The 20,574-nt window shown below is 48.3% G+C and carries 18 protein-coding genes; 12 read left to right on the top strand and 6 right to left on the bottom strand.

Features of this window, described 5'->3' with window-relative positions:
* Positions 1 to 35: 35 nt before the first annotated feature.
* The 7 genes from efp (at position 36) to ACYVFD_RS27715 (ending at position 7,967) form a co-directional block, all read left to right on the top strand.
* Positions 36 to 599 carry an elongation factor P gene (gene efp / locus ACYVFD_RS27745; protein WP_020596354.1) on the top strand — a complete coding sequence of 188 codons (564 nt, stop codon included), beginning with the start codon at positions 36 to 38 and terminating at the stop codon, positions 597 to 599.
* Positions 600 to 697: 98 nt separating this feature from the next.
* The gene (gene accB, locus ACYVFD_RS27740) at positions 698 to 1,186 is read left to right on the top strand and encodes an acetyl-CoA carboxylase biotin carboxyl carrier protein (RefSeq protein WP_461093781.1); all 489 of its coding nucleotides are present in this window, start codon (positions 698 to 700) and stop codon (positions 1,184 to 1,186) included.
* 88 nt (positions 1,187 to 1,274) lie between these two features.
* Positions 1,275 to 2,618 (top strand): acetyl-CoA carboxylase biotin carboxylase subunit, encoded by a 1,344-nt coding sequence (gene accC, locus ACYVFD_RS27735; protein WP_461093780.1) that lies wholly within the window; start codon positions 1,275 to 1,277, stop codon positions 2,616 to 2,618.
* Positions 2,619 to 2,766: 148 nt separating this feature from the next.
* Positions 2,767 to 4,419, top strand: a complete 1,653-nt coding sequence (locus ACYVFD_RS27730; RefSeq protein ID WP_461093779.1) for a sodium/sugar symporter — start codon at positions 2,767 to 2,769, stop codon at positions 4,417 to 4,419.
* Between the two features lie 6 nt (positions 4,420 to 4,425).
* Positions 4,426 to 5,514: a serine hydrolase domain-containing protein gene (locus ACYVFD_RS27725; RefSeq protein ID WP_461093778.1), complete on the top strand. Its 1,089-nt coding sequence runs from the start codon at positions 4,426 to 4,428 to the stop codon at positions 5,512 to 5,514.
* Positions 5,515 to 5,598: 84 nt separating this feature from the next.
* Positions 5,599 to 6,453 carry an inositol oxygenase family protein gene (locus ACYVFD_RS27720; protein WP_461093777.1) on the top strand — a complete coding sequence of 285 codons (855 nt, stop codon included), beginning with the start codon at positions 5,599 to 5,601 and terminating at the stop codon, positions 6,451 to 6,453.
* Positions 6,454 to 6,563: 110 nt separating this feature from the next.
* Entirely contained in the window at positions 6,564 to 7,967 is a 1,404-nt protein-coding gene (locus ACYVFD_RS27715; RefSeq protein WP_461093776.1) for a high affinity choline transporter 1, read from the top strand.
* Here the strand turns inward: ACYVFD_RS27715 and ACYVFD_RS27710 are convergent.
* From ACYVFD_RS27710 to ACYVFD_RS27700, 3 genes are all read right to left on the bottom strand, one after another.
* Positions 7,936 to 8,382, bottom strand: a complete 447-nt coding sequence (locus ACYVFD_RS27710) for a DinB family protein (RefSeq protein WP_461093775.1) — start codon at positions 8,380 to 8,382, stop codon at positions 7,936 to 7,938. The two genes, ACYVFD_RS27715 and ACYVFD_RS27710, sit on opposite strands and share 32 nt — an antisense overlap.
* An 18-nt stretch (positions 8,383 to 8,400) precedes the next feature.
* The gene (locus tag ACYVFD_RS27705) at positions 8,401 to 8,853 is read right to left on the bottom strand and encodes an NUDIX hydrolase (RefSeq protein ID WP_461093774.1); all 453 of its coding nucleotides are present in this window, start codon (positions 8,851 to 8,853) and stop codon (positions 8,401 to 8,403) included.
* 148 nt (positions 8,854 to 9,001) lie between these two features.
* On the bottom strand, positions 9,002 to 9,508 hold the full coding sequence (locus ACYVFD_RS27700) for a Dps family protein (protein ID WP_461093773.1): 507 nt from the start codon (positions 9,506 to 9,508) through the stop codon (positions 9,002 to 9,004).
* A gap of 129 nt (positions 9,509 to 9,637) precedes the next feature.
* On the opposite strand from ACYVFD_RS27700, the gene ACYVFD_RS27695 reads away from it, so the two are divergent.
* Together ACYVFD_RS27695 and ACYVFD_RS27690 are read left to right on the top strand one after the other, a co-directional pair.
* Positions 9,638 to 9,832 (top strand): hypothetical protein, encoded by a 195-nt coding sequence (locus ACYVFD_RS27695; RefSeq protein ID WP_461093772.1) that lies wholly within the window; start codon positions 9,638 to 9,640, stop codon positions 9,830 to 9,832.
* Positions 9,832 to 10,233, top strand: a complete 402-nt coding sequence (locus ACYVFD_RS27690) for a type II toxin-antitoxin system death-on-curing family toxin (protein ID WP_461093771.1) — start codon at positions 9,832 to 9,834, stop codon at positions 10,231 to 10,233. The genes ACYVFD_RS27695 and ACYVFD_RS27690 overlap by 1 nt, the downstream gene beginning before the upstream one ends.
* Positions 10,234 to 10,256: 23 nt before the next feature.
* On the opposite strand, the gene lhgO is transcribed toward ACYVFD_RS27690, so the two are convergent.
* On the bottom strand, positions 10,257 to 11,453 hold the full coding sequence (lhgO, locus tag ACYVFD_RS27685) for an L-2-hydroxyglutarate oxidase (protein WP_461093770.1): 1,197 nt from the start codon (positions 11,451 to 11,453) through the stop codon (positions 10,257 to 10,259).
* Positions 11,454 to 11,662: 209 nt separating this feature from the next.
* Positions 11,663 to 12,922, bottom strand: a complete 1,260-nt coding sequence (locus ACYVFD_RS27680; RefSeq protein ID WP_461093769.1) for an anthranilate phosphoribosyltransferase — start codon at positions 12,920 to 12,922, stop codon at positions 11,663 to 11,665.
* A 247-nt stretch (positions 12,923 to 13,169) separates the two neighbouring features.
* Between ACYVFD_RS27680 and ACYVFD_RS27675 the strand changes: the two genes are divergently transcribed.
* From ACYVFD_RS27675 to ACYVFD_RS27665, 3 genes are all read left to right on the top strand, one after another.
* On the top strand, positions 13,170 to 14,189 hold the full coding sequence (locus ACYVFD_RS27675; protein ID WP_461093768.1) for a hypothetical protein: 1,020 nt from the start codon (positions 13,170 to 13,172) through the stop codon (positions 14,187 to 14,189).
* 157 nt (positions 14,190 to 14,346) lie between these two features.
* Positions 14,347 to 17,898: an SNF2-related protein gene (locus ACYVFD_RS27670; RefSeq protein ID WP_461093767.1), complete on the top strand. Its 3,552-nt coding sequence runs from the start codon at positions 14,347 to 14,349 to the stop codon at positions 17,896 to 17,898.
* 73 nt (positions 17,899 to 17,971) lie between these two features.
* Complete coding sequence (locus ACYVFD_RS27665) at positions 17,972 to 19,105, top strand: ATP-binding protein (protein WP_461093766.1); 1,134 nt, start codon at positions 17,972 to 17,974, stop codon at positions 19,103 to 19,105.
* Positions 19,106 to 19,197: 92 nt separating this feature from the next.
* On the opposite strand, the gene ACYVFD_RS27660 is transcribed toward ACYVFD_RS27665, so the two are convergent.
* Positions 19,198 to 20,574 (bottom strand): Gfo/Idh/MocA family protein, encoded by a 1,377-nt coding sequence (locus ACYVFD_RS27660; protein ID WP_461093765.1) that lies wholly within the window; start codon positions 20,572 to 20,574, stop codon positions 19,198 to 19,200.

The following is a 20,574-nucleotide window of genomic DNA, read 5'->3' as shown; positions in this document are numbered from 1 at the left end:
TCATTTTACATTAACCATTATACATTAACAAAACAATGGCAACGACCGCAGACATCCGCAATGGACTGGTCTTAAACTTCAACAACGACCTTTTTCAAATCACTGAATTTCAGCACGTAAAGCCAGGTAAAGGTGCGGCATTCGTACGCACGAAGCTGAAGAGCCTGACCACAGGTCGTGTTATCGACAATACCTTCAACTCTGGTGTTACGATTTATCCTGTACGTGTTGAGCGCCGGAAATTCCAGTTTCTGTACAAGGATGAGGCTGGCTATAACTTCATGGACCAGGAAACGTTTGATCAGATCAACCTTGACGAAAAAATAGTCGATAGCGCCGATCTGATGAAAGAAGGCCAGGAAGTAGAAATGCTGATCAATGCCGAAAACGAAACTCCTCTGTCGTGCGAGCTTCCTCCGTTCGTTGAACTGGAAGTAACCTATGCAGAGCCGGGCATTAAAGGCGATACCGCCAACAGCCCTAAAAAGCGGGTTGAAGTAGAGTCGGGCGCTAAAATTATGGTACCACTTTTTATCGACTCTGGCGAGAAAATCCGCGTTGATACCCGTACCCGCGAGTACGTTGAACGAGTGAAATAGCTATCATTAAACAGTTAGTTCTTTATACAGTTAGAGAGTAAATCCCTTTTCTATTCCTAACCTACCGATCACTCATTCAACTGTGTGACTACCAAACTATGACAACCCAAGACATACAGCAACTTATTGACTTCATTTCTCAGTCGGGTCTGGACGAGGTCAACATCGAAACAAACGACCTGAAAATCAGTGTTAAACGGTATGGTTCTGGTGCTCCTGCCATGGCTCCCGTAGCAGCTCCGGCCATTGCACCTGCCGCAGTGCAAGCTCCAGTTGCGCAACCGCAGGCCGTAGCTCAACCCGCTACCCCAACACCGGTAGCCACGCCTAAGGCGGATACCTCAAACTACATCACCATCAAGTCGCCGATGATTGGTACGTTCTACCGGTCATCGAATCCTGAAACGCCTTCGTTTGTCGAAGTGGGCGACAGCATCACCGAGGGTAAAGTAGTCTGCATCATTGAGGCCATGAAGCTCTTCAACGAAATTGAATCAGAAGTATCGGGCCGCATTGTCAAAGTGCTTGTCGAAAATGCGACGCCCGTTGAGTATGACCAGCCGCTGTTCCTGGTAGAACCCATCTAATTAGCGATTGAGTGAATGAGTGATTGAGTGAAAACCATGCGTCAGCTTATTCACTCAATCACTCATTCACTCATTCACTCAATTGTCTATGTTCAAGAAAATTCTTATCGCCAACCGGGGGGAAATCGCGTTGCGAATTATCCGTACCTGCCGCGAAATGGGCATTAAAACGGTGGCTGTTTTTTCAACGGCCGACCGCGATAGCTTGCACGTACGTTTTGCTGATGAGGCTGTTTGTATTGGTCCGCCGGTAAGCAAGCAATCGTATCTTAGCATTCCTAATATTATTTCAGCGGCCGAAGTAACCGGGGCCGATGCTATCCATCCAGGCTACGGCTTTTTGTCGGAAAACGCCGAATTTTCGCAAATATGCGCCGATTATGGCATCAAGTTTATTGGTGCCACTGCCGAGCAGATCAACAGCATGGGCGATAAGGCCACTGCTAAAGCCACGATGAGAGCGGCTGGTGTTCCGGTAATTCCAGGCTCTGAAGGACTGCTCGAATCCATTGAGCAGGGCAAAAAACTGTCGGCTGAAATGGGCTATCCGGTCATAGTCAAAGCTACGGCTGGTGGCGGTGGTCGTGGTATGCGGATTATACGATCAGAAGCCGATTTTGAAAAAGCCTGGCATGATGCCCGTACCGAAGCCGGTGCCGCTTTTGGCAACGACGGCCTGTATCTGGAAAAATTCGTTGAAGAGCCTCGCCATATCGAGATTCAGATTGTAGGCGATCAATATGGTAAAGTTTGCCACCTGTCGGAACGCGACTGTTCCATTCAGCGTCGCCACCAGAAGCTGGTCGAAGAGACGCCCTCCCCTATCGTTTCGGACGAACTTCGGCAGCAAATGGGCGATGCCGCCATCAAAGGTGCCCAGGCTATTGGTTACGAAGGCGCCGGTACCATCGAATTTCTGGTCGACAAGCACGGGAAGTTCTATTTCATGGAGATGAACACCCGGATTCAGGTAGAGCACCCCATTACCGAAGAAGTAACCGACTTCGACCTGATCAAAGAGCAGATCAAAGTAGCAGCCGGGGCTGAAATTTCGGGCCGAAATTATACACCGAAACTGTATGCGATGGAATGCCGCATCAACGCGGAAGATCCAGCTAATGGTTTCCGGCCATCGCCCGGTAAGATTACCAATCTACACTTCCCCGGTGGTCACGGCGTTCGGATCGACAGCCACGTTTACAGCGGTTATACCATTCCCCCAAACTACGACTCGATGATTGCGAAGCTGATCGTTTCGGGCCAATCGCGGGAAGAAGTGATTACACGTATGAAACGGGCATTACAGGAGTTTGTCATTGAAGGCATTAAAACGACGATTCCGTTCCATATCAAGCTGATGGACGATCCGGGATTCCAATCCGGAAAATTCACAACAGCCTTCCTGGAGACGTTTGATTTCAGTAAGCTGTAACGCGACCGGGCTGGCGTACCAACATCTTGTCCGCATTGTTGATACACTCGATTGCCCTTGCAATGCGGACAAGATGTCCGCGTTACGTTAAAAAAACGAGGTGACTTGCTTTAGTGACAAGTCACCTCGTTTTTTTATTACCCACTACATGAATCACCTCGCTACGGCCGATTACATCGTCTTCTTTGTTTATTTCATTATTGTTGTCGGTTACGGATACTGGGTCTATCAGCGAAAGCGGTCGGCCCAGATGAGTACAACTGACTTTTTTCTGGCCGAAGGTTCATTAACCTGGTGGGCTATTGGGGCCTCCCTGATAGCCTCGAACATATCAGCGGAGCATTTTATAGGGATGGCAGGTTCGGGCTTCGCCATGGGACTAGCCATTTCATCGTACGAATGGTTTGCAGCCGCTGTACTGATCATTGTAGCCGTATTTTTTATCCCGATTTACCTCCGAAATCACATTTACACCATGCCCCAGTTTCTGGCCCAACGGTACAGCGATACCGTTAGTACAATTCTGGCGGTGTTCTGGCTCGTCGTTTACGTATTGGTAAACCTGGCTTCCATTCTTTATCTGGGCGCTATTGCCATCGAATCGCTGGTCGGAATTCCCTTTACAATCTGCACGATTTGCCTAGCCGTTTTCGCCATTTTTATTACACTCGGGGGAATGAAGGTAATTGGCTATACCGATGTTGTTCAGGTGCTTGTCCTGATTTTAGGTGGTTTAGTCGTTACGTATCTAGCCTTGGAGCTGGTTTCGCAGGAAACAGGCAAAGCAGGAATGAGTACAGCTAACGTTTGGGATGGATTATTATCGCTTCGGAAACAGGCAGGCGATCATTTTCATATGTTTTTCCCTAAAGGCCATCCTTATTATGATGTATTGCCAGGTATGGCGCTGGTGACAGGCGGCATGTGGCTCAATAATTTGTACTACTGGGGTTGTAACCAATATATCGTTCAACGCGCTCTGGGGGCTGACCTGAAAACTGCCCGAACAGGGATTTTATTTGCCGCCTTTTTAAAGTTGATGATTCCGCTGATCGTAGTGATACCGGGGATTGCCGCTTTTGTTCTTTACCAAACCGGCCCTTTTCGCGAAGCCATGACCGATGCATCTGGTGTCGTAAAACCCGATCATGCTTACCCTGTACTCATGAACCTTCTGCCCGTTGGTATGAAAGGGCTGGCGTTTGCGGCACTAACAGCGGCTATTGTCGCGTCGTTAGCCAGCAAATGCAATTCGATCTCAACCATTTTTACGCTCGATCTCTACAAAAAGTACGTCGATAAAAATGCTTCCGATCGAAAGCTGGTCAATGTGGGGCGATGGGCAGTAATCGTATCATTTGCGATTGCCATTGCTATTGCTCCTATGCTCCGGTCGCTGGATCAGGTATACCAATACATACAGGAATATACCAACTTTGTTACCCCTGGCATATTCGCCATTTTTCTACTCGGCTTTTTCTGGAAACGCGCTACCAATCGTGCCGCTCTGACCGTGGCCATTCTAACCCTACCTTTCTCCACGCTGTTAAAATTCTGGCCAGAAGTGATGAGTATGGTCGGTGTTGAGGCCGATCCGATTCCGTTTCTTCACCGAACCACCTGGGTTTTCTGCATTGATATTGTGCTGATGGTGATCGTATCCTTAACCGACCCAGCCAGCCACAAAACTGGTAATGAGATTATTGTTGACAAGAGTTTGTTCAAAGTAACCCCATCTTTTGTGGTTGGCTCCGTCGGAATTTTCAGTATTTTGGCTGTATTGTATACAGTCTTCTGGTAGAGGTACATGCTAAAATTCCTGATGGCGGGGCTACTGCTGGTATCTACAGCGGCTATGGCACAACTGCACGAACGGCTTGACTCGCTGATGCAGGCTACTACCCAGTCGGGCCAGCCAGGTGCCGCTTTATTAGTCGAAATCGGCGGAAAAGTCATTTACCAGTCAGGCGCTGGCACAGCCAACGTAGTAACCAAAGCGCCGATTACGCCCGAAACCGCTTTTCGAATGGCGTCTGTTTCCAAGCAGTTTACGGCTATGGGAATCTTACTACTGGAGAAAGACGGTAAACTATCGCTGGACGATCCACTGATCCGATTCTTTCCGGAGTTCAACGGGCAGGTTGGCCGAAAAGTACAAATTCGGAACCTGCTGACTCATTCGTCGGGCATACTGGATTATGAAACCGTAATGAATCCGAATCAGCGCGAGCAGCTTTTGGATGCCGATGTGCTTACACTCCTGAAAGACCGTGATTCACTCTATTTTGAGCCGGGTAGTGCGTTTCGGTACAGTAATTCGGGCTATTGCCTATTAGCTCTGCTTATTGAACGGGTATCGGGGCATTCGTTTCAACTATTTATAAAAGAGCGGATTTTTAAGCCGCTGAACATGACGCACTCAACCGTTTACGAAGCCGGAAAACCGATTGCCAATCGTGCTATGGGTTATCGTAAAAAAGGGGCAGCCTATGTTTTTTCGGATCAGAGCGTTACGAGTGCAACGAAAGGCGACGGTGGCGTGTATACGTCTCTGACCGATTACAAAAAATGGATTGATGCGTTACGTACCAATAGACTGCTTGATTTGAAGGCCGTTTTGGCCCGAACTGAGCAAGCCATTCGGTCTAATCCAGGCAGTTATTATGGAGCAGGCTGGTTTTTTCGTCAGCCATCAAATCCGGTTTTATTTCATTCGGGAAGCACCTGTGGCTTCAACAATTTTGTAGTATCCATCCCGGATAAAAATTTTTTGATGGCCTACTTTTCCAATAAAGCCGACAATAAAACCAACGCGGCAGCCGTACTTAGGATTTTAGCAACTACCTATCCTACCGAATTGGCCGATATACTGACGCTGGATGAGCTGACCCAATAATAAGTTCTGGCTCAACCTTTGCGCTATCGTATTGGTTTACAGGAATAAATTTTCGAAATTTGTTAGTTAACTTTTTTATCGATCATGATTAGCGAAAACGCCCCCCTTGCCAGTCTCGATGTATGGGAAGATGATGTTCTGAGTCGTTACCCTCAGCCAGAACACAAATCGAAAGACGACTACCGAAACTACGACACGCCCGAGCGTGATACCGTTCGGGAGTTTTATCGACTGAATCATACCTACCAGACGTATGATTTTGTGCTGGAAAAAGAGCGGGAGTTTTTAAAATTCGATAAGAAAGAACTGCCGGTTTGGGGCGTTGCCGAGTTTCTGAATACGCTGGTCGATGATTCAGACCCAGATACCGATCTGGATCAGCTTCAGCACTTACTCCAAACCTCCGAAGCAATTCGTGCCGATGGTCATCCCGATTGGTTCGTGCTGACGGGTTTTCTGCATGATATGGGTAAAGTACTGTGTCTGTTTGGCGAACCCCAGTGGGCAGTGGTTGGCGATACTTTCCCCGTTGGCTGCAAGCATTCTGATCGAATTGTCTATCCTGAGTTCTTTGCCAATAACCCTGACAGCCAGGACGAGCGATACAATACAAAGTACGGCGTTTATGAGCCCAACTGCGGCCTTCGCAACGTACATATGTCGTGGGGGCACGACGAGTACCTGTATCAGATGATGAAAAACTACATGCCCGAACCGGCACTGTACATGATGCGGTACCACTCATTCTACTCGCAACACCGGGAAGAATCGTACAACCACCTGATGGACGAGCACGACCATGAGATGTTCAAATGGGTACGGAAATTCAATCCATATGATTTGTACTCGAAAAGCCCAAAGCCGCCCGTCGTAAGCGACCTGAAGCCTTATTACGAAGACCTGATCGCCAAGTATCTGCCATCTACGCTTAAGCTGTAATCAAATACGCATAGTGTCATAACCGTTCCGTAAGCCGTTGATTTCTTTCGACTGCTTACGGAATTTTTATTACCTGTTTATGTAGTTTTGGTAGTTCCTACTGTTCTGATATGCTCCTCTTTTTCATAGCTCTTTACCTTCTCTCCAATGTAGCGGTTGGCGCCTGGGCGGCCCGGCGCGTGACTACCTCACAGGATTTTATTCTGGCAGGCCGGGGATTGCCTTTATTTCTGGCAGCTTCCGTGACGTTTGCTACCTGGTTTGGTTCAGAGACCATTATGGGCGCTCCGGCCATGTTTGTCGAAGGTGGGTTTCTGGCTGTGATCGAAGAGCCGTTTGGCTCGGCATTATGCCTTTTTCTGGTAGGCGCTTTTTTCGCCCGGCCCCTGTATCGACTCAACATCACAACCTTTTGCGATTATTTCCGTATTCGTTACGGGCGGGCTGCCGAACTGCTATCGGCTGTTATGGTGATTCCATCCTATTTCAGTTGGATTGCCGCTCAATTGGTCGCTATTGGCATTGTGTTGAGCGTTGTGACGGACGTGCCGCGCGAATACTGCATCATGGCCAGTGCCGCCATTGTTATGATTTATACGCTCCTAGGCGGTATGTGGTCGATTTCTGTAACGGATTTCTTTCACAATCTCATCATCATTCTGGCGCTGGCCGTGCTGGCGGTTTTACTTTGGAACGATGTCGGTGGTTGGGAAACTATTCGCCAGCGTACTTCACCTGATTTTTTCCGCCTACTGCCCAATACAACTGGTAAAGATTGGCTGGCGTATATAGCGGCCTGGATAACTATCGGGCTTGGGTCGATTCCTCAGCAGGACGTTTTTCAACGGGTTATGTCGGCAAAATCAGAGACGATTTCGGTTCGAGCTTCCTATTTGGCTTCGGGTATGTATCTGACCATTGCCATGCTCCCGCTTTTTATTGCCTTGAGCGCTAAACTACTCCACCCCGATTTGCCAAAAGACAACCAGCTGATCATTCCCAACATGGTGATGCGGCATGGGAGCTTACCGTTACAGATTCTGTTTTTTGGTGCTGTAACCTCGGCCATTTTGAGCGTATCGAGCGGAGCGATTCTGGCTCCTTCAACCGTTTTTGGCGAGAACGTGGTGAAATTCTTCCGGCCTGATATTAGTGATGCGGCTCTGCTCAAAACGATCCGTTGGGCAGTCGTTGTGATCACAGTTGTTTGCGTACTGATGAGCACAACGCGCGACACTAATATTTTTGATCTGGTCGGCGAATCGTCGGCTTTTAGTCTGGTATCGTTATTCGTGCCACTAGCCGCCGGTATTTACTGGAAACGCGCTACGTTAATCGGCTGTCTTTGCTCCATGACTATTGGCTTTGTGGTCTGGCTAGTCTGTCTGTGGCAGCAAAGCGACTATCCACCCCTGCTTTGGGGATTACTAGCCAGTACAGTTGGTATGATTGTCGGCAGTTTATTGAGTGCTCCCACTCCGATTACACATCAAGCAACCGTCGATGGTAATTGATCTGGCCAAGGTGATAGGTGAGGTGCGTCGTTAAGTGAACGAGAAAGTATTCCGTTGAAGTGGGCTTGTCGAAAACCAGCATGGGGTATTCGTCGGCAAGCTGTTCTTCGGTCACGTTCGAAAGCCCTTTCTCAACGACGATCATGGTCTCGTCAATTTTCGCCAGAAGTTCAGTTCGGGGAATATCCTTTAGCGAAAATTCAAGATCGCGGTGCCGAACGTAGCCCGTTTTGCCAAACTCAGCACCGATATAGGTGTTTAAATTACCAATCAGATGCAGGCACAGGTTACCCGCCGAATTGGCAATACTCTTGTCGACTACCCAAATGTTTTTTTCGTCTTTATACAAGCTGATTTCCTGCCTTAATTTAGCTAGATCGCGCTGAAACAGCGTATTTAGAACATCTAGAAGCATAAGAATAAACTCGTTATATTAGCCAAAGTACTGCTGTTCAATTCTTCCTACATATCCCAAATCTACAGCGCTCTCAAACCAATCCTGAATCTGCTTCCCAACGTTTGGGTACATATTAAGCTGTGGCAATTCAGTAACTGGTTTCCAGACCAGTTCAAGCGCCGTGGTTTCGGCCGGATTTAAGGCAGGAACGCCCTGAAGGTTTCGTCCGGCAAAGACAACATGGAGTACATCGTCGTTTCGCTGCGAAAGGAGCATTTCACCCGCTAGAATCATTTCTCCGACGTCGACCGAAACGCCTAGTTCTTCCTGAATTTCCCGGATAATCGTTTCAGGTAAGGTTTCATTCCGGTCGGGGCTACCACCAGGTAAAGCAAATACATCTTGCTCACCGTAGGAATAGCGCATGAGTAGTACTTCAGTTTGGCTGGCATTTTGTCGCCAGATTAGTGCGGATGGTCGGACTTTCATGCGGCCAACTTAAACAAAGCGGTCGTCTTTCCCAATTTATTACTGGAAAAGACGACCGCAAAAATTGGTCAAGGATGGTCAGGCATCGTCAGGAGTAGTCAAGTATTGTACTAAGCTACTTTTGACAATGCCTGACCATCCTTGACAATTAATTCAAATCCCGGCTAGTTTCGAACAGGAACCAGGTACGCCGTTCGGTTTCATCAATAAATACCTCAAGTAGACTGGCCGTGGCTACATCTTCGGCATCATCGGCAATCTGGTGAGCATCGCGCATGTTTTTTGCCATTTTCCGATTTTCGGCTTCCAGGTCCTTGAGCATATCAATAGGCTTCACAAAGTCCTCGTCGTTGTCTTTCACCCGCTGCAACTGCGCGATGTGCGCAACCGAGCGGATGGTGTTGGCGCCAATTTTCCGAACCCGTTCGGCGAGTGGATCGATGGTCGCAAAAATCTGATCGGCCTGTTCATCGAGCAGCAGGTGGTAATCGCGGAAATGACGACCCGATACGTGCCAATGGTAGTTTTTCGTCTTGATATAGAGGGCAAATGCATCGGCAACAAGTCGATTCAGGGCTTCAGCCACTTTTTCCCGGCCTTTCTCCTTCAGGTCAGAAGGTGTATCCAGCGCGTCAATTTGATTGATAGTTTTCATGAATGATAAGCAGTTTTCAAACAAACATTACTTTCATAGAAAACTCAATTTACCCCGCATTGTTCGGCCAACTAAGCAGAACCTCCCAACCTAATCTACTGTTACTATCTTTGTAAAAATGCCAGAGCTATGACACCAACAGAGAAAGAGGAGGTTAAAGGAATTATCCGCGAAATGATGCAGGAAAACAAAGCATTTTTTAAAGACATCATACGCGAGATTGTTCAGGAAGACACTGCCCAATCTGACCGGAAGGCAAAAGTAGATGCTATTATCAAACGGGATTTCAAGCGGTACGAAAACGTATTTAAAGCCCTGGCGTAATGGAGTATCTGGAGAAGGAGGACATATTATACATCAACTTTTTAACCATTCAGCATGTCGGTGGCAATTTTGTCCCACCCAGTAATTTTCTGCACGAGGAAAATTTAGATTACTTGTTGGAAGCGGTAAAAGCGGATATGTTTGGCCAGCCTCTTTATCCAGAAATTTATCAGAAAGCGGGTTTGTACATGTATAATATCATCTGCAACCACATTTTTCAGGATGGTAATAAACGTACAGGATTAGAAGCGGCTTTATTGTTTCTCCAGCTTAATGGCCATGATTTAGTTATGGCTGATGAACCATTAACTCAATTCACACTCGATGTAGCATCGGGTAAACACTCGCTTGAAACGGTGCAGGCATGGTTTCAAGCGACTATTCAGCCGTTAAGTCTGTAAGCTACTAAGTACGATTGTACCGATTAAAAGCGAGCCAGCACTTTCTCCGATACCGTTTTGCCGATTGATAAGGAAGAGGTTGCCGCTGGCGAAGGTGCATTCACTACGTTGATGGCTTTATCGGTTTCCAGAATAGCAAAATCATCCAGCAATCCGCCCGTACGGTCGCAGGCCTGAGCGCGAACGCCAGCACCACCCGGCTCCAGATCGGCTTCCTGAATTTCGGGGATTAATGCCTGTAATGCTTTAGTAAAGGCCGCTTTAGAAAACGAACGATACATTTCGCCCAGGCCGGTTTCCCAGTACTTAGCCGCCACTTTCTGAAAGCCCGGCCACGAAAGGGTTTCAAATAGCTCTTTCAGATTAATATCTGACTTTTTATAACCTTCGCGCTGAAACGCCAGTACGGCATTGGGTCCGGCTTCTACCCCACCGTGAATCATGCGAGTGAAGTGAACCCCCAGGAAGGGAAAGTTAGGGTCTGGAACGGGATAAATCAAGTTTTTGACGAGATACTCTTTCTGCGGTTTGATCTGATAATATTCTCCCCGAAACGGTACGATCCGTACATTGACAGGATCGCGTTGAGTAAGCTGGGCGATCTTATCGGAATACAGTCCGGCGCAGTTTACGACGAGTTTGGTTTCGTAACGACCTTTGTCCGTTACTACAATACTCAGGCTGTTACCGGGCGTAACCTGTTCAACCCGCTCGTTGAACCGGATTTCACCGCCTAGGCTCTGAAATTTACTAGCGTATTTCTCAGCCACCTGCTTGTAATCGATAATACCCGTTTGCGGAACGAACATACCGGCTACCCCATTAACATGCGGTTCAATCTCCCGTAGTTCGGACAGTGACAATTTTTTTAGCCCTCCTAAACCATTTTGCTGACCACGCTGATACAGAACGTCCAGTTGAGGAACCTCTTCCGGCTTCGTCGCTACCACTATTTTGCCGCACAGATCATAAGGAATTCCTTCGGCATCGCAGAAATCGATTAGCATCTGATACCCACGAATGCAATTGGTTGCTTTCAGGCTACCCGGTTTATAATATAGTCCTGAGTGAATAACACCGCTGTTATGCCCGGTCTGATGACGCGCTACAAATGCCTCTTTTTCAAGCAGGATAACCGTTAGTTGCGGTCGCTGTTGTTTCAATTGCAAAGCGGTTGCCAGTCCAACGATTCCACCGCCAATGATTACTACGTCTGTCATAATTCACAAAGGTACGGTGGAACAATAAAAAAATGGGCGCAACGAGATTTTCGTTGCGCCCAATCATCCTTTAGCTGTCGTTTACTGTTCCAATATCTTACACCTTAAACGTGTGTTTTCAGGTTGTATTTTATCCAAAGAGGCACCTAGAGGTGCTTTCCGGGCCTATTTTGGATGAATGGAAGAAATTAAACGACGAACGGCTACGTTTAGCGCAATTGCCCTTCAATCCAGTCGAGGCCACGCCGGTAGAGCGCCTGCGCAAAGTGAACCCGATTGTCGAAGTCAGCATCTGCCGTACGGCCTTCGTTCATAAACTGGCGCACCAACCGGGCGTTTTCAAGCGCCTGCGGCTGTTCATGTTCGGTTTCGGTCTGAGTTCTGAATGCCGTAAAGGCTGGCGCATCGCCTTCAAAATGCTGAAAGAACAAATGCCCTTTAGGCGTCCTGACGGCGCACAAAACCCCGCTCGCCCGGCTCGTGGACGGAGCCAGACTCCCTTCCCGACCACGCTTAAGGACTATAACCCCATCAAAGCCTGCCATCAAAGCCAGTTCGGCCATTTTCATCTGGTATGTAATGTGAAATACCGACGTCACTAAAATTTGAGCGTGGCAGGGATTCAGCACTTTTTCGAGGGTCGCCAGGAACGGGCGTTTGATGATAATCTGCCGACGGTCAACCCATCGGTTCAAGGCAGGAGATAGTGCTTTTTGGTCCAGTACCCATCCGTAGTTATTCAGAGGGGTATCCAGTTCATGGTTGCTTTGCAGAAACTGACAGCCCAGATGCATGTATAAGTCCAGCGCATTGAGCGTAAATTTTGGTCCTCCCGACCGACCAACCAGCGATACGGCCCCATAACCCCGTTTCTGGAAAAGCTGAGCCAGCAAGGGCGTGATCAGGTAACTATTTTCGACACCGTCAAACGGCTCAGCGAGTTGAACCAGTGGACGATCGGCGCAACTCATCGGACCAAATCCGGGTGAAAAGGTTCGCTCAGCCGCTCGCATAAGCCCCAGGTATTCATCATTGGTTTCGTGACGAACGCGTAGGATACTGGCGGCCAGTGCTCGAAATGTTTCACAATCACCCTCTCCGAACAGATAATCGCCCAGTTGCTCAGCTTCCGTTACCTGCAGATTTCCTCCCCGAATCAGTTTTGTAGCGATGGGCAATAGCCGGTCGGGTAGTTCGGGGCAGACTTTATTGATAAAGAACGTGGCATGTGAAAACGCATCTTTCCCGATTACCTCTTCCAGCGTTCGCTCTTCAGGTGTCGGTCCTTTGGCCAGCAGTGAGCCCAGGAAAGCGCCCCGTTGTAGAGGATGGCTCATCGGGTCGGTAAGTGCCGTACGACATTCGGCCAGCAAGTCAGGCGGTAGTGGCTTACTCCCGTATTTCCCAATACCTATGTGTTTAATCCCTCGGCCTAGTGGCGTATCAGTAGCAGGAGTGTTCAGAACCATACAAAATACGGGTGTGACTGACGAACGTACCTAAGTAAAAGTAAACAAAAAGAACTACTAACTGATGGTAAAGCTTTAGGAAAGTGAGCGAATAGCCGTCTAATTCTTTTCTGGTTTATGCCATATCCTGATACGATCCAAAAAATAGCGTATTAAGCCCAGTTGGTAACTGACTATCTGCTAGTTGTATGTTTTTAGGGTAACTTGCAGAAAAACGAACGGCTTCATTAGCGGCTTTTTTCTACTTATGGCTTCTCCTTCTTTTGTACTTCCCATCCGAGTAGCTGCTTTTTTACTGTTAACAGGGTTGCTTTTGTGGGTAGAAGTAACGGTTCTACACAGTACAGCGTTTCGATTGCACCCAACAGGAATTTCGCTGGCGATACTTTTCGATCTGGTTTTTGTAACGGTCGGTTTATTTTACGGGCTTATTGCCCGCCCATTTCGACTGGCGAACAGCCGATTGATTCTTGTTGCGCTGTTTATGGTACGTGTAGCCCTGGCTATTTTACCCGAAACCGCTTTGCCATCTGCCTATGTATGGCCAACCTTGCTCGTATTAGCAGAAGGGACCGTTCTGGTCATTGCCGTTGCCCGAATTCGCACGATCGTACAAACCTACCGTCGACTGCGCCCGACAACCGATTTTGAAACGGCTTTACACGACAGCCTGGCCGTTGTTTTTGGTAATCGTGGAGCCGGATTTATCCTGGGCGAAGGGTTGGTAGTTTATTATACGTTTATGGGATGGCGGCTTCGATCCGACCTACCCGATGGCGCTCATGACTTAACCACCCACCGCCAGTCAGGGCAGCTTGCCCTTCAACTTGGTTTATTGCTTGTTGGTCTCATCGAAGGTGTTGCCACGCATTTGCTGATTAGTCGCTGGAGTGCTGATACAGCTTTTTGGATCACTGTGCTAAGCGGTTACGGCATGCTTTTTTTCGTAGCGGACCTCGTAGCAACGCTCAAACGACCATCTTATCTCACCAACAATCATCTACATCTGCGGCTAGGTATACGCTGGCGAGCTACTGTCCCGCGCGAGCACATTACTGCTATATCCTGGATAAGCGAAAAACCTGCTAAAAAGCCAGGGCTTCAGAACGGCGCCTTCTTAACCGCTCCTAATGTTCTGCTAACCTTCAATCAACCCATTGGTTTTAAAGGACCGTATGGCATCCAAAAGAACGTAAACCAACTTTCTCTGTTTGTTGATGACCGGGCAGGTTTTGCGAAGCTGTTAGACAAAATTCCATCACAGTAGGCAAAGAATCTTCGCTTATTCATACACAACTACGCGATTTTAGTTGTTAAATCGTTACACAAAAAGCCATGCCTGGTCAACGACAGCACAGGTATAGCAGTTTGTAAAACCCTGAATCATCTCTTTTTGTACCCGAATTAATTGTTTTCGGCAATAAATGGCAGAACGGATCGCTTACGGCAAAACGTGGTGGGGTCAGAAATGGCTTAATGCTCTGGCAAGCATTGACATGGCCAATCGCCTGCCACGAGGAAAAAGCTACGCCAACAAAGGGGCTGTGATGGGCCTGCTTATCTCGACCAATCAAATCAGTGCCTCCGTCAAAGGAACGGCTCCCCGACCCTATAAAATAAAGCTATCGGTACCGCTGTTCACCGAGCAGGAACGGTCCTGGCTTTTGACTGAAATTCGCGAAAATCCGGCAACACTGGCCCAGCTTCTGAATCGACAGCTACCTCCCGAACTGACGGAATTCGTCAATCGTCGGGGTATTCAACTGTTTCCGGCATCGTTTCGGGATCTGGCCATGGGCTGCTCCTGTCCTGACTTTGCCGTTCCGTGTAAACATGTAGCCGCCGTTATCTATACGATTGCCAATGAGATTGACCGGAATCCGTTTCTGGTTTTCCAGCTAAAAGGACTAGACATACTCGAAGAACTCCAAAAAGATCAGGTCGATGTAATGGGGGGCAGTATGAGCCAGGTTTTGTCGTTCAAAGACATCTGTACCGACGAGCTACCCGACGACGAAGACTGGCAGCCCTTGGAAGCTGCTCGGACCCGCCTGGATTATGCGACTATCCCTGCCTTATCGGAGCAATTATTAGGCTTGCTGTCCACCGACGTAACATTTACCAAAGGCGATTTCCATAAATCGTTAAGCCGAGCCTATAAACTATTCAGCAAGTCCTTATCCGACGAAAAATCGTCACCTCCCGACGAACGACCTGACTTCAGCGATAGCATCGAGCTGCAACTGGATGAGACCATGTCGGTCAAAAAGATCAATATTTTTAGCGAACATGGTGAACCTCGTCCGCTGAGTCGATTCAAAATGAGCGACCTGGTGGGCTGGATTGGCACGCTTACCGAAGCCGACTGGCCCGAAATGAGCGACTCGGTCCGGGCACTTTATCTCACGCATCAGTTTTCGGCTGCGTTGCTGCGTCGGGGTGCCGTAGTGCCGCAATTACTGCGGGTTACGCCTTCAGAAGATCAGTACCGTGTTCGTTGGATACCGGCCATGCTCAATGAGGTCGTTAAGCAGCAAACCGGGTTTCTGTCTTCGCAAATCCCGCCAACTCTGCTGACGGTTCGTTGGCAAAAAGAATGGCTGGCCTTACCGGGCGAGCAATTGATCTTAACGCTTTGTTCGCTGTTTTTACGGCGGGTTATCAAGCCAACGACCATCGAACTTTGGGAACGATGGCCCCTGGAAGATGCCGACCGGCTCTTCTTTGGTATTGAAACCTTACGGTTTGAGGGGTTCGGCCGAAAGGAAATGCCGCTGGCGATACAGCTCTGGCTCAACGACTTCTTCCTGACTCACAAGCGATTTGTGCCGATTGTGGCTGTTGAAGACAATGACCGGGGGGATGCTCCTTTTGGCGACGAATTCCGGCTAAGTTTGCTCATCCGCGACCGTGAATCGAAAACGGCTAAAGGTACCCTGGAACCACCTATTCCCCTCCCTGATCTGCTGACCAAAAAGAAACATCAGGGAATTCGGATGGCTGTTTTGCAGGATTTACTGGTGTTGTCGCGACACTTCCCGGATTTGGCCCGGTTAACCAAAATGGGTGGTCCGTCGTATCTGACTTACTCCCCCAGCCTGTTTGTGGAAGTCTTGCTCGAAACCTTACCACGCATGCAGTTGCTGGGCATTTCGCTCTGGTTACCTAAGTCGCTCCAGCACTGGGTTCGTCCGCAGGCAGGTGGTCGACTAAAGGCGAAAGTGACGGCTGATAATGCCTTTATGCGACTAGATGACATGCTGACATTTGACTGGCAGGTGGCGCTCGGCGAGGAGATGATCAGCGTAAACGAATTCCAGAAGCTGGTGGGTCGAACAACGGGGCTGGTCAAAATCAAAGACCAGTACGTCCTGATCGATCCCAACGAACTCACAAAACTCTACAAGCAGCTCGAAAACCCACCCGAACTGACAGGCTCTGAACTGCTTAAAGCAGCCCTAGCCGAAGAATACAAGGGCGGGCGATTGGGTTTATCGGCAGAGGTCAGAACCCTCGTCAAACAGTTTACCGAAAGTGCCTCCCAACCTCTACCTGATGCTCTTCATGCCACATTACGCCCCTACCAACAGCGGGGCTACGATTGGCTGATGAAAAATACGTCTCTCGGCATGGGAAGTCTACTGGCCGATGATATGGGGCTGGGTAAAACATTGCAGATCATAGCACTCCTGCTCAAATTCAAACAGGAAGGTCGGTTCAAAAAACAAAAAGGGCTGGTCGTATTGCCAACAACCTTGCTAACCAATTGGCAAAAAGAAATAGCCCGCTTTGCGCCCGATCTTCGGCCATTGATCTACCACGGTTCCAGCCGTAAACTTCCCGACGATAAGGCTGCTGACTACGATCTGCTCTTAACCACCTATGGCGTGGTGCGGTCTGATCTCGACAAACTGAAGAAAACCAACTGGGCAGTCGTTATCATCGACGAAGCACAGAACATTAAAAATTCAGACACCGAACAAACCAAGGCCGTCAAAGCCCTAAAAGCTCCGATCCGAATTGCGCTGAGTGGTACCCCCGTCGAAAACCGACTGTCGGAGTTCTGGAGCATTATGGATTTCGTGAACAAAGGTTATCTGGGTGGAGTAGGCAAATTTAACGAGGAGTTTGGCAAGCCCATCCAGCAGGAACGCGACCACCAGAAGCTTGATCAATTCCGTCGTATCACAAGCCCTTTTCTGCTTCGTCGGGTCAAAACCGATCGAAGCATTATCAGTGACTTACCTGATAAGATTGAGAATAACCAGTTCTGTACGCTCACCTCCGAGCAGGCTGCTTTGTATGAAAGTGTGGTGCAAGAGAGCCTGCGAGCTATTCAGCAAAAAGACGGCATTGCCCGTCGAGGGCTGGTCCTGAAGCTGATGACCGCTCTGAAGCAAATCGGCAACCACCCGCGTCAGTATCTTAAACAAGGGGCCGATGCACCTGCCTTATCCGGTAAAACGACACTGTTACTGAACCTACTCGAGAACATCTACGCCAGCCACGAAAAAGTGCTCATTTTTACCCAGTATCAGGAAATGGGCGCGTTGTTATCTCAATTTATTCAGCAAACCTTTGGCACTCCTCCCCTGTTTCTGCATGGAGGAACCTCCCGCGCCGAACGCGACCAAATGGTGGAACAGTTCCAGAAAAACCGGAGTGACCATACCTTTATCCTATCGCTCAAAGCGGGTGGAACCGGACTTAACCTCACCCAGGCCAATCACGTCATCCATTATGATTTGTGGTGGAATCCAGCTGTAGAGGCCCAGGCGACCGACCGGGCATTCCGTATTGGGCAAACCAAAAACGTGCTGGTATATCGACTCATCAACCAGGGGACCATGGAAGAAAAGATCGATGCCATGATCCGCAGCAAAAAAGAACTGGCCGACCTCAGTGTCAAAACCGGCGAAACCTGGCTCGGCGATCTAAGCGACGCCGAACTGAAGGAATTAGTGGCGTTAGGTTAAAAAACTGTAAATTCCATGAGTTTATTCAACGAATTAACGTTAATTCGTTGAATAAACTCATGGAATTTAGGTTATGTTAGTACAACGGGTATTATTTAATACACTACAGGCACAGTTAAAGAGCAATAAAGTATTGCTACTAACGGGGGCTCGGCGCGTGGGTAAAACAGTCCTGATGAACCAATTGGCCGAGTTTTACAAAGGATCTAAACTTGTGCTTAATGGCGATGACCTCAGTACGGCTGAATTGTTAAGTGACCGGCGCGTTGCAAACTATCAGCGTTGGCTGGGTAATACACAACTTCTGCTCATCGACGAAGCACAGGTGATTCCTGAAGTGGGTAAAGCGCTGAAACTTCTTATTGATTCGTTTCCTGATTTAACCATTCTGGCAACTGGCTCCTCTGCCTTCGACTTAACGAATCGGACAGGTGAGCCGTTAGTAGGTCGTCAATTGACCTATACCTTATATCCACTAGCGCAGTTAGAGTTAGGTACGACAGAGACCTATTTACAAACTCGCCAGCATCTCGATGATCGGTTAGTATTTGGCAGTTACCCGGATGTTGTTCTAATGGAGAATACCACCGACCGTATTGAGTACCTCAAAGGATTGGTTTCATCCTATTTGTTAAAAGACATTCTACTCTTTGAACAGGTGCGGAATGCCCAGAAAATGCTTCAACTATTACAGCTAGTGGCTTATCAGGTTGGCAATGAGGTATCATACGATGAACTGAGCCGACAATTACAAATTGACCGAAATACGGTTGTCCGTTACCTGGATTTATTTACGAAGGTATTTATTCTATTCCGTCTGGGTGGGTACAGCAATAACTTACGGAAAGAAGTCACCAAGAGTTCGAAATGGTATTTTTTTGATAATGGTATCCGCAACGCACTCATTAATAACTTCGCTTTGATACCACAACGGCAGGATGTAGGGGCTTTATGGGAGAACTATCTAATTTCCGAGCGGCTTAAACGCAACGGTTATTTACGCAGTCAGGCCGTACCATACTTTTGGCGAACCTACGATCAGCAGGATCTTGATTGGCTGGAAGAAACGAATGGGCAGTTAAATGCTTTCGAAATAAAGTGGCATACTAATTCCGTCCGTTTTCCAAAAGCGTTTCAGCAGGCTTATCCCAATGCCACCCTATCGGTTATCAATCGGGATAACTACCTGGATTTTATTTCTTCATAGAACCTATAAATTCCGGGGTTGTATTCAACGAATTAACGTTAATTCGTTGAATACAACCCCGGAATTTATAGGTTCTAACTTATCCGATAGCTTTACACTTTCTTCGGATCGGGATGAACGTATGGTGAACGATACTCGCGGGCCAGCATTTTGGTTGCCTCTTTGTCGCCAACCACTTCGCGCTTCACCGGATCGTATACCATTGGTCGTCCCGTTTTCATCGCCATGTTGGCCAGGATACAACTAGCGGTCGAGATGTGACCCTCTTCGATATCAGCAACTGGCCGACCGTTCCGTTCGATGGCATCCAGGAAGTTGAGCATATGCAGACGTGTTGCCGGAGCTGCGTTCAACTCAATTTTTGGGTTGGTATCTTCCGTAACATCTTCGGGATACTTCTCTTTCTCGTACACAACGTCGAAGTGAATTTTTTCCCCTTTTCCATCCGGAATAAAATCGGCCTGCATGGTACTGCCCCACAGGGTACCTTTTTCGCCATACAGCGTGAATGACCAGGGATAATCAGGGTTGTTTGCCGTTCCCCAGGTTTTATGGTGCCATACACAGTTCAGTTCATCGTATTCAAACAGGGCCGACTGCGTATCGGAAATGTTCGACTTACCTTCTTTCTGCACATAAATACCACCGTGTGAGCTAATTCGCTTGGGCCACTTAAGATTCAGCATCCAGCGAACGGTATCGAGCATATGCACGCACATATCGCCCGTGATCCCGTTGCCGTATTCCATAAAAGTCCGCCACCAGCGAACGTGAGGCAAGCCATCATAAGGACGGAGCGGAGCTGGACCAGTCCACATGTTGTAATCGAGAAAGTCAGGAACGGCCTGTACGGGTGGATTACCGTTATTTCGCATGTGCAGATCGCAGGACATCTCCACGTGCGATATTTTACCGAGCAATCCGGCATCAACGATTCGCTTCTTGGCTTCGATCAGGTGAGGGGTACTTTTGCGCTGTGTTCCCACCTGTACAACTTTGTTGTATTTACGCGCTGCCGCTACCATGGCTTCGCCTTCCATTACGTCGACGCTGATTGGTTTCTGCACATAGACGTTTGCGCCCGCTTTCACGCAATCGATCATTTGCAGGGCATGCCAGTGGTCGGGTGTGCCGATCAGGATAATATCCAACTGATTTTCAGCCAGCATCTTCTGATAGTCGCCGTAAAGTTTGGGCGTCTTGCCGGATTTTTGCCGTTGGCTGACCATTTTAGCGGCATAGTCAAGCATATGTTTGTCAACGTCGCAGAGGGCAACAACCTCGACGGGCGCTACCTGAATCAACCGAAACAAATCACTTTTGCCGTACCAGCCGGTACCGATCAAAGCAACACGGTATGCTTTTGGTGGGTTAATTAAATCCAGTCCTCGGGCACCAAAGGTCGAAAGTGCCAGCGAAGCGGTTGATCCCTGTATAAATTGACGGCGGTTAATATTAAAATTATCCAT

This window comes from Spirosoma gilvum (assembly GCF_054776815.1).
This window is presented reverse-complemented; position numbering and strand designations above follow the sequence as displayed.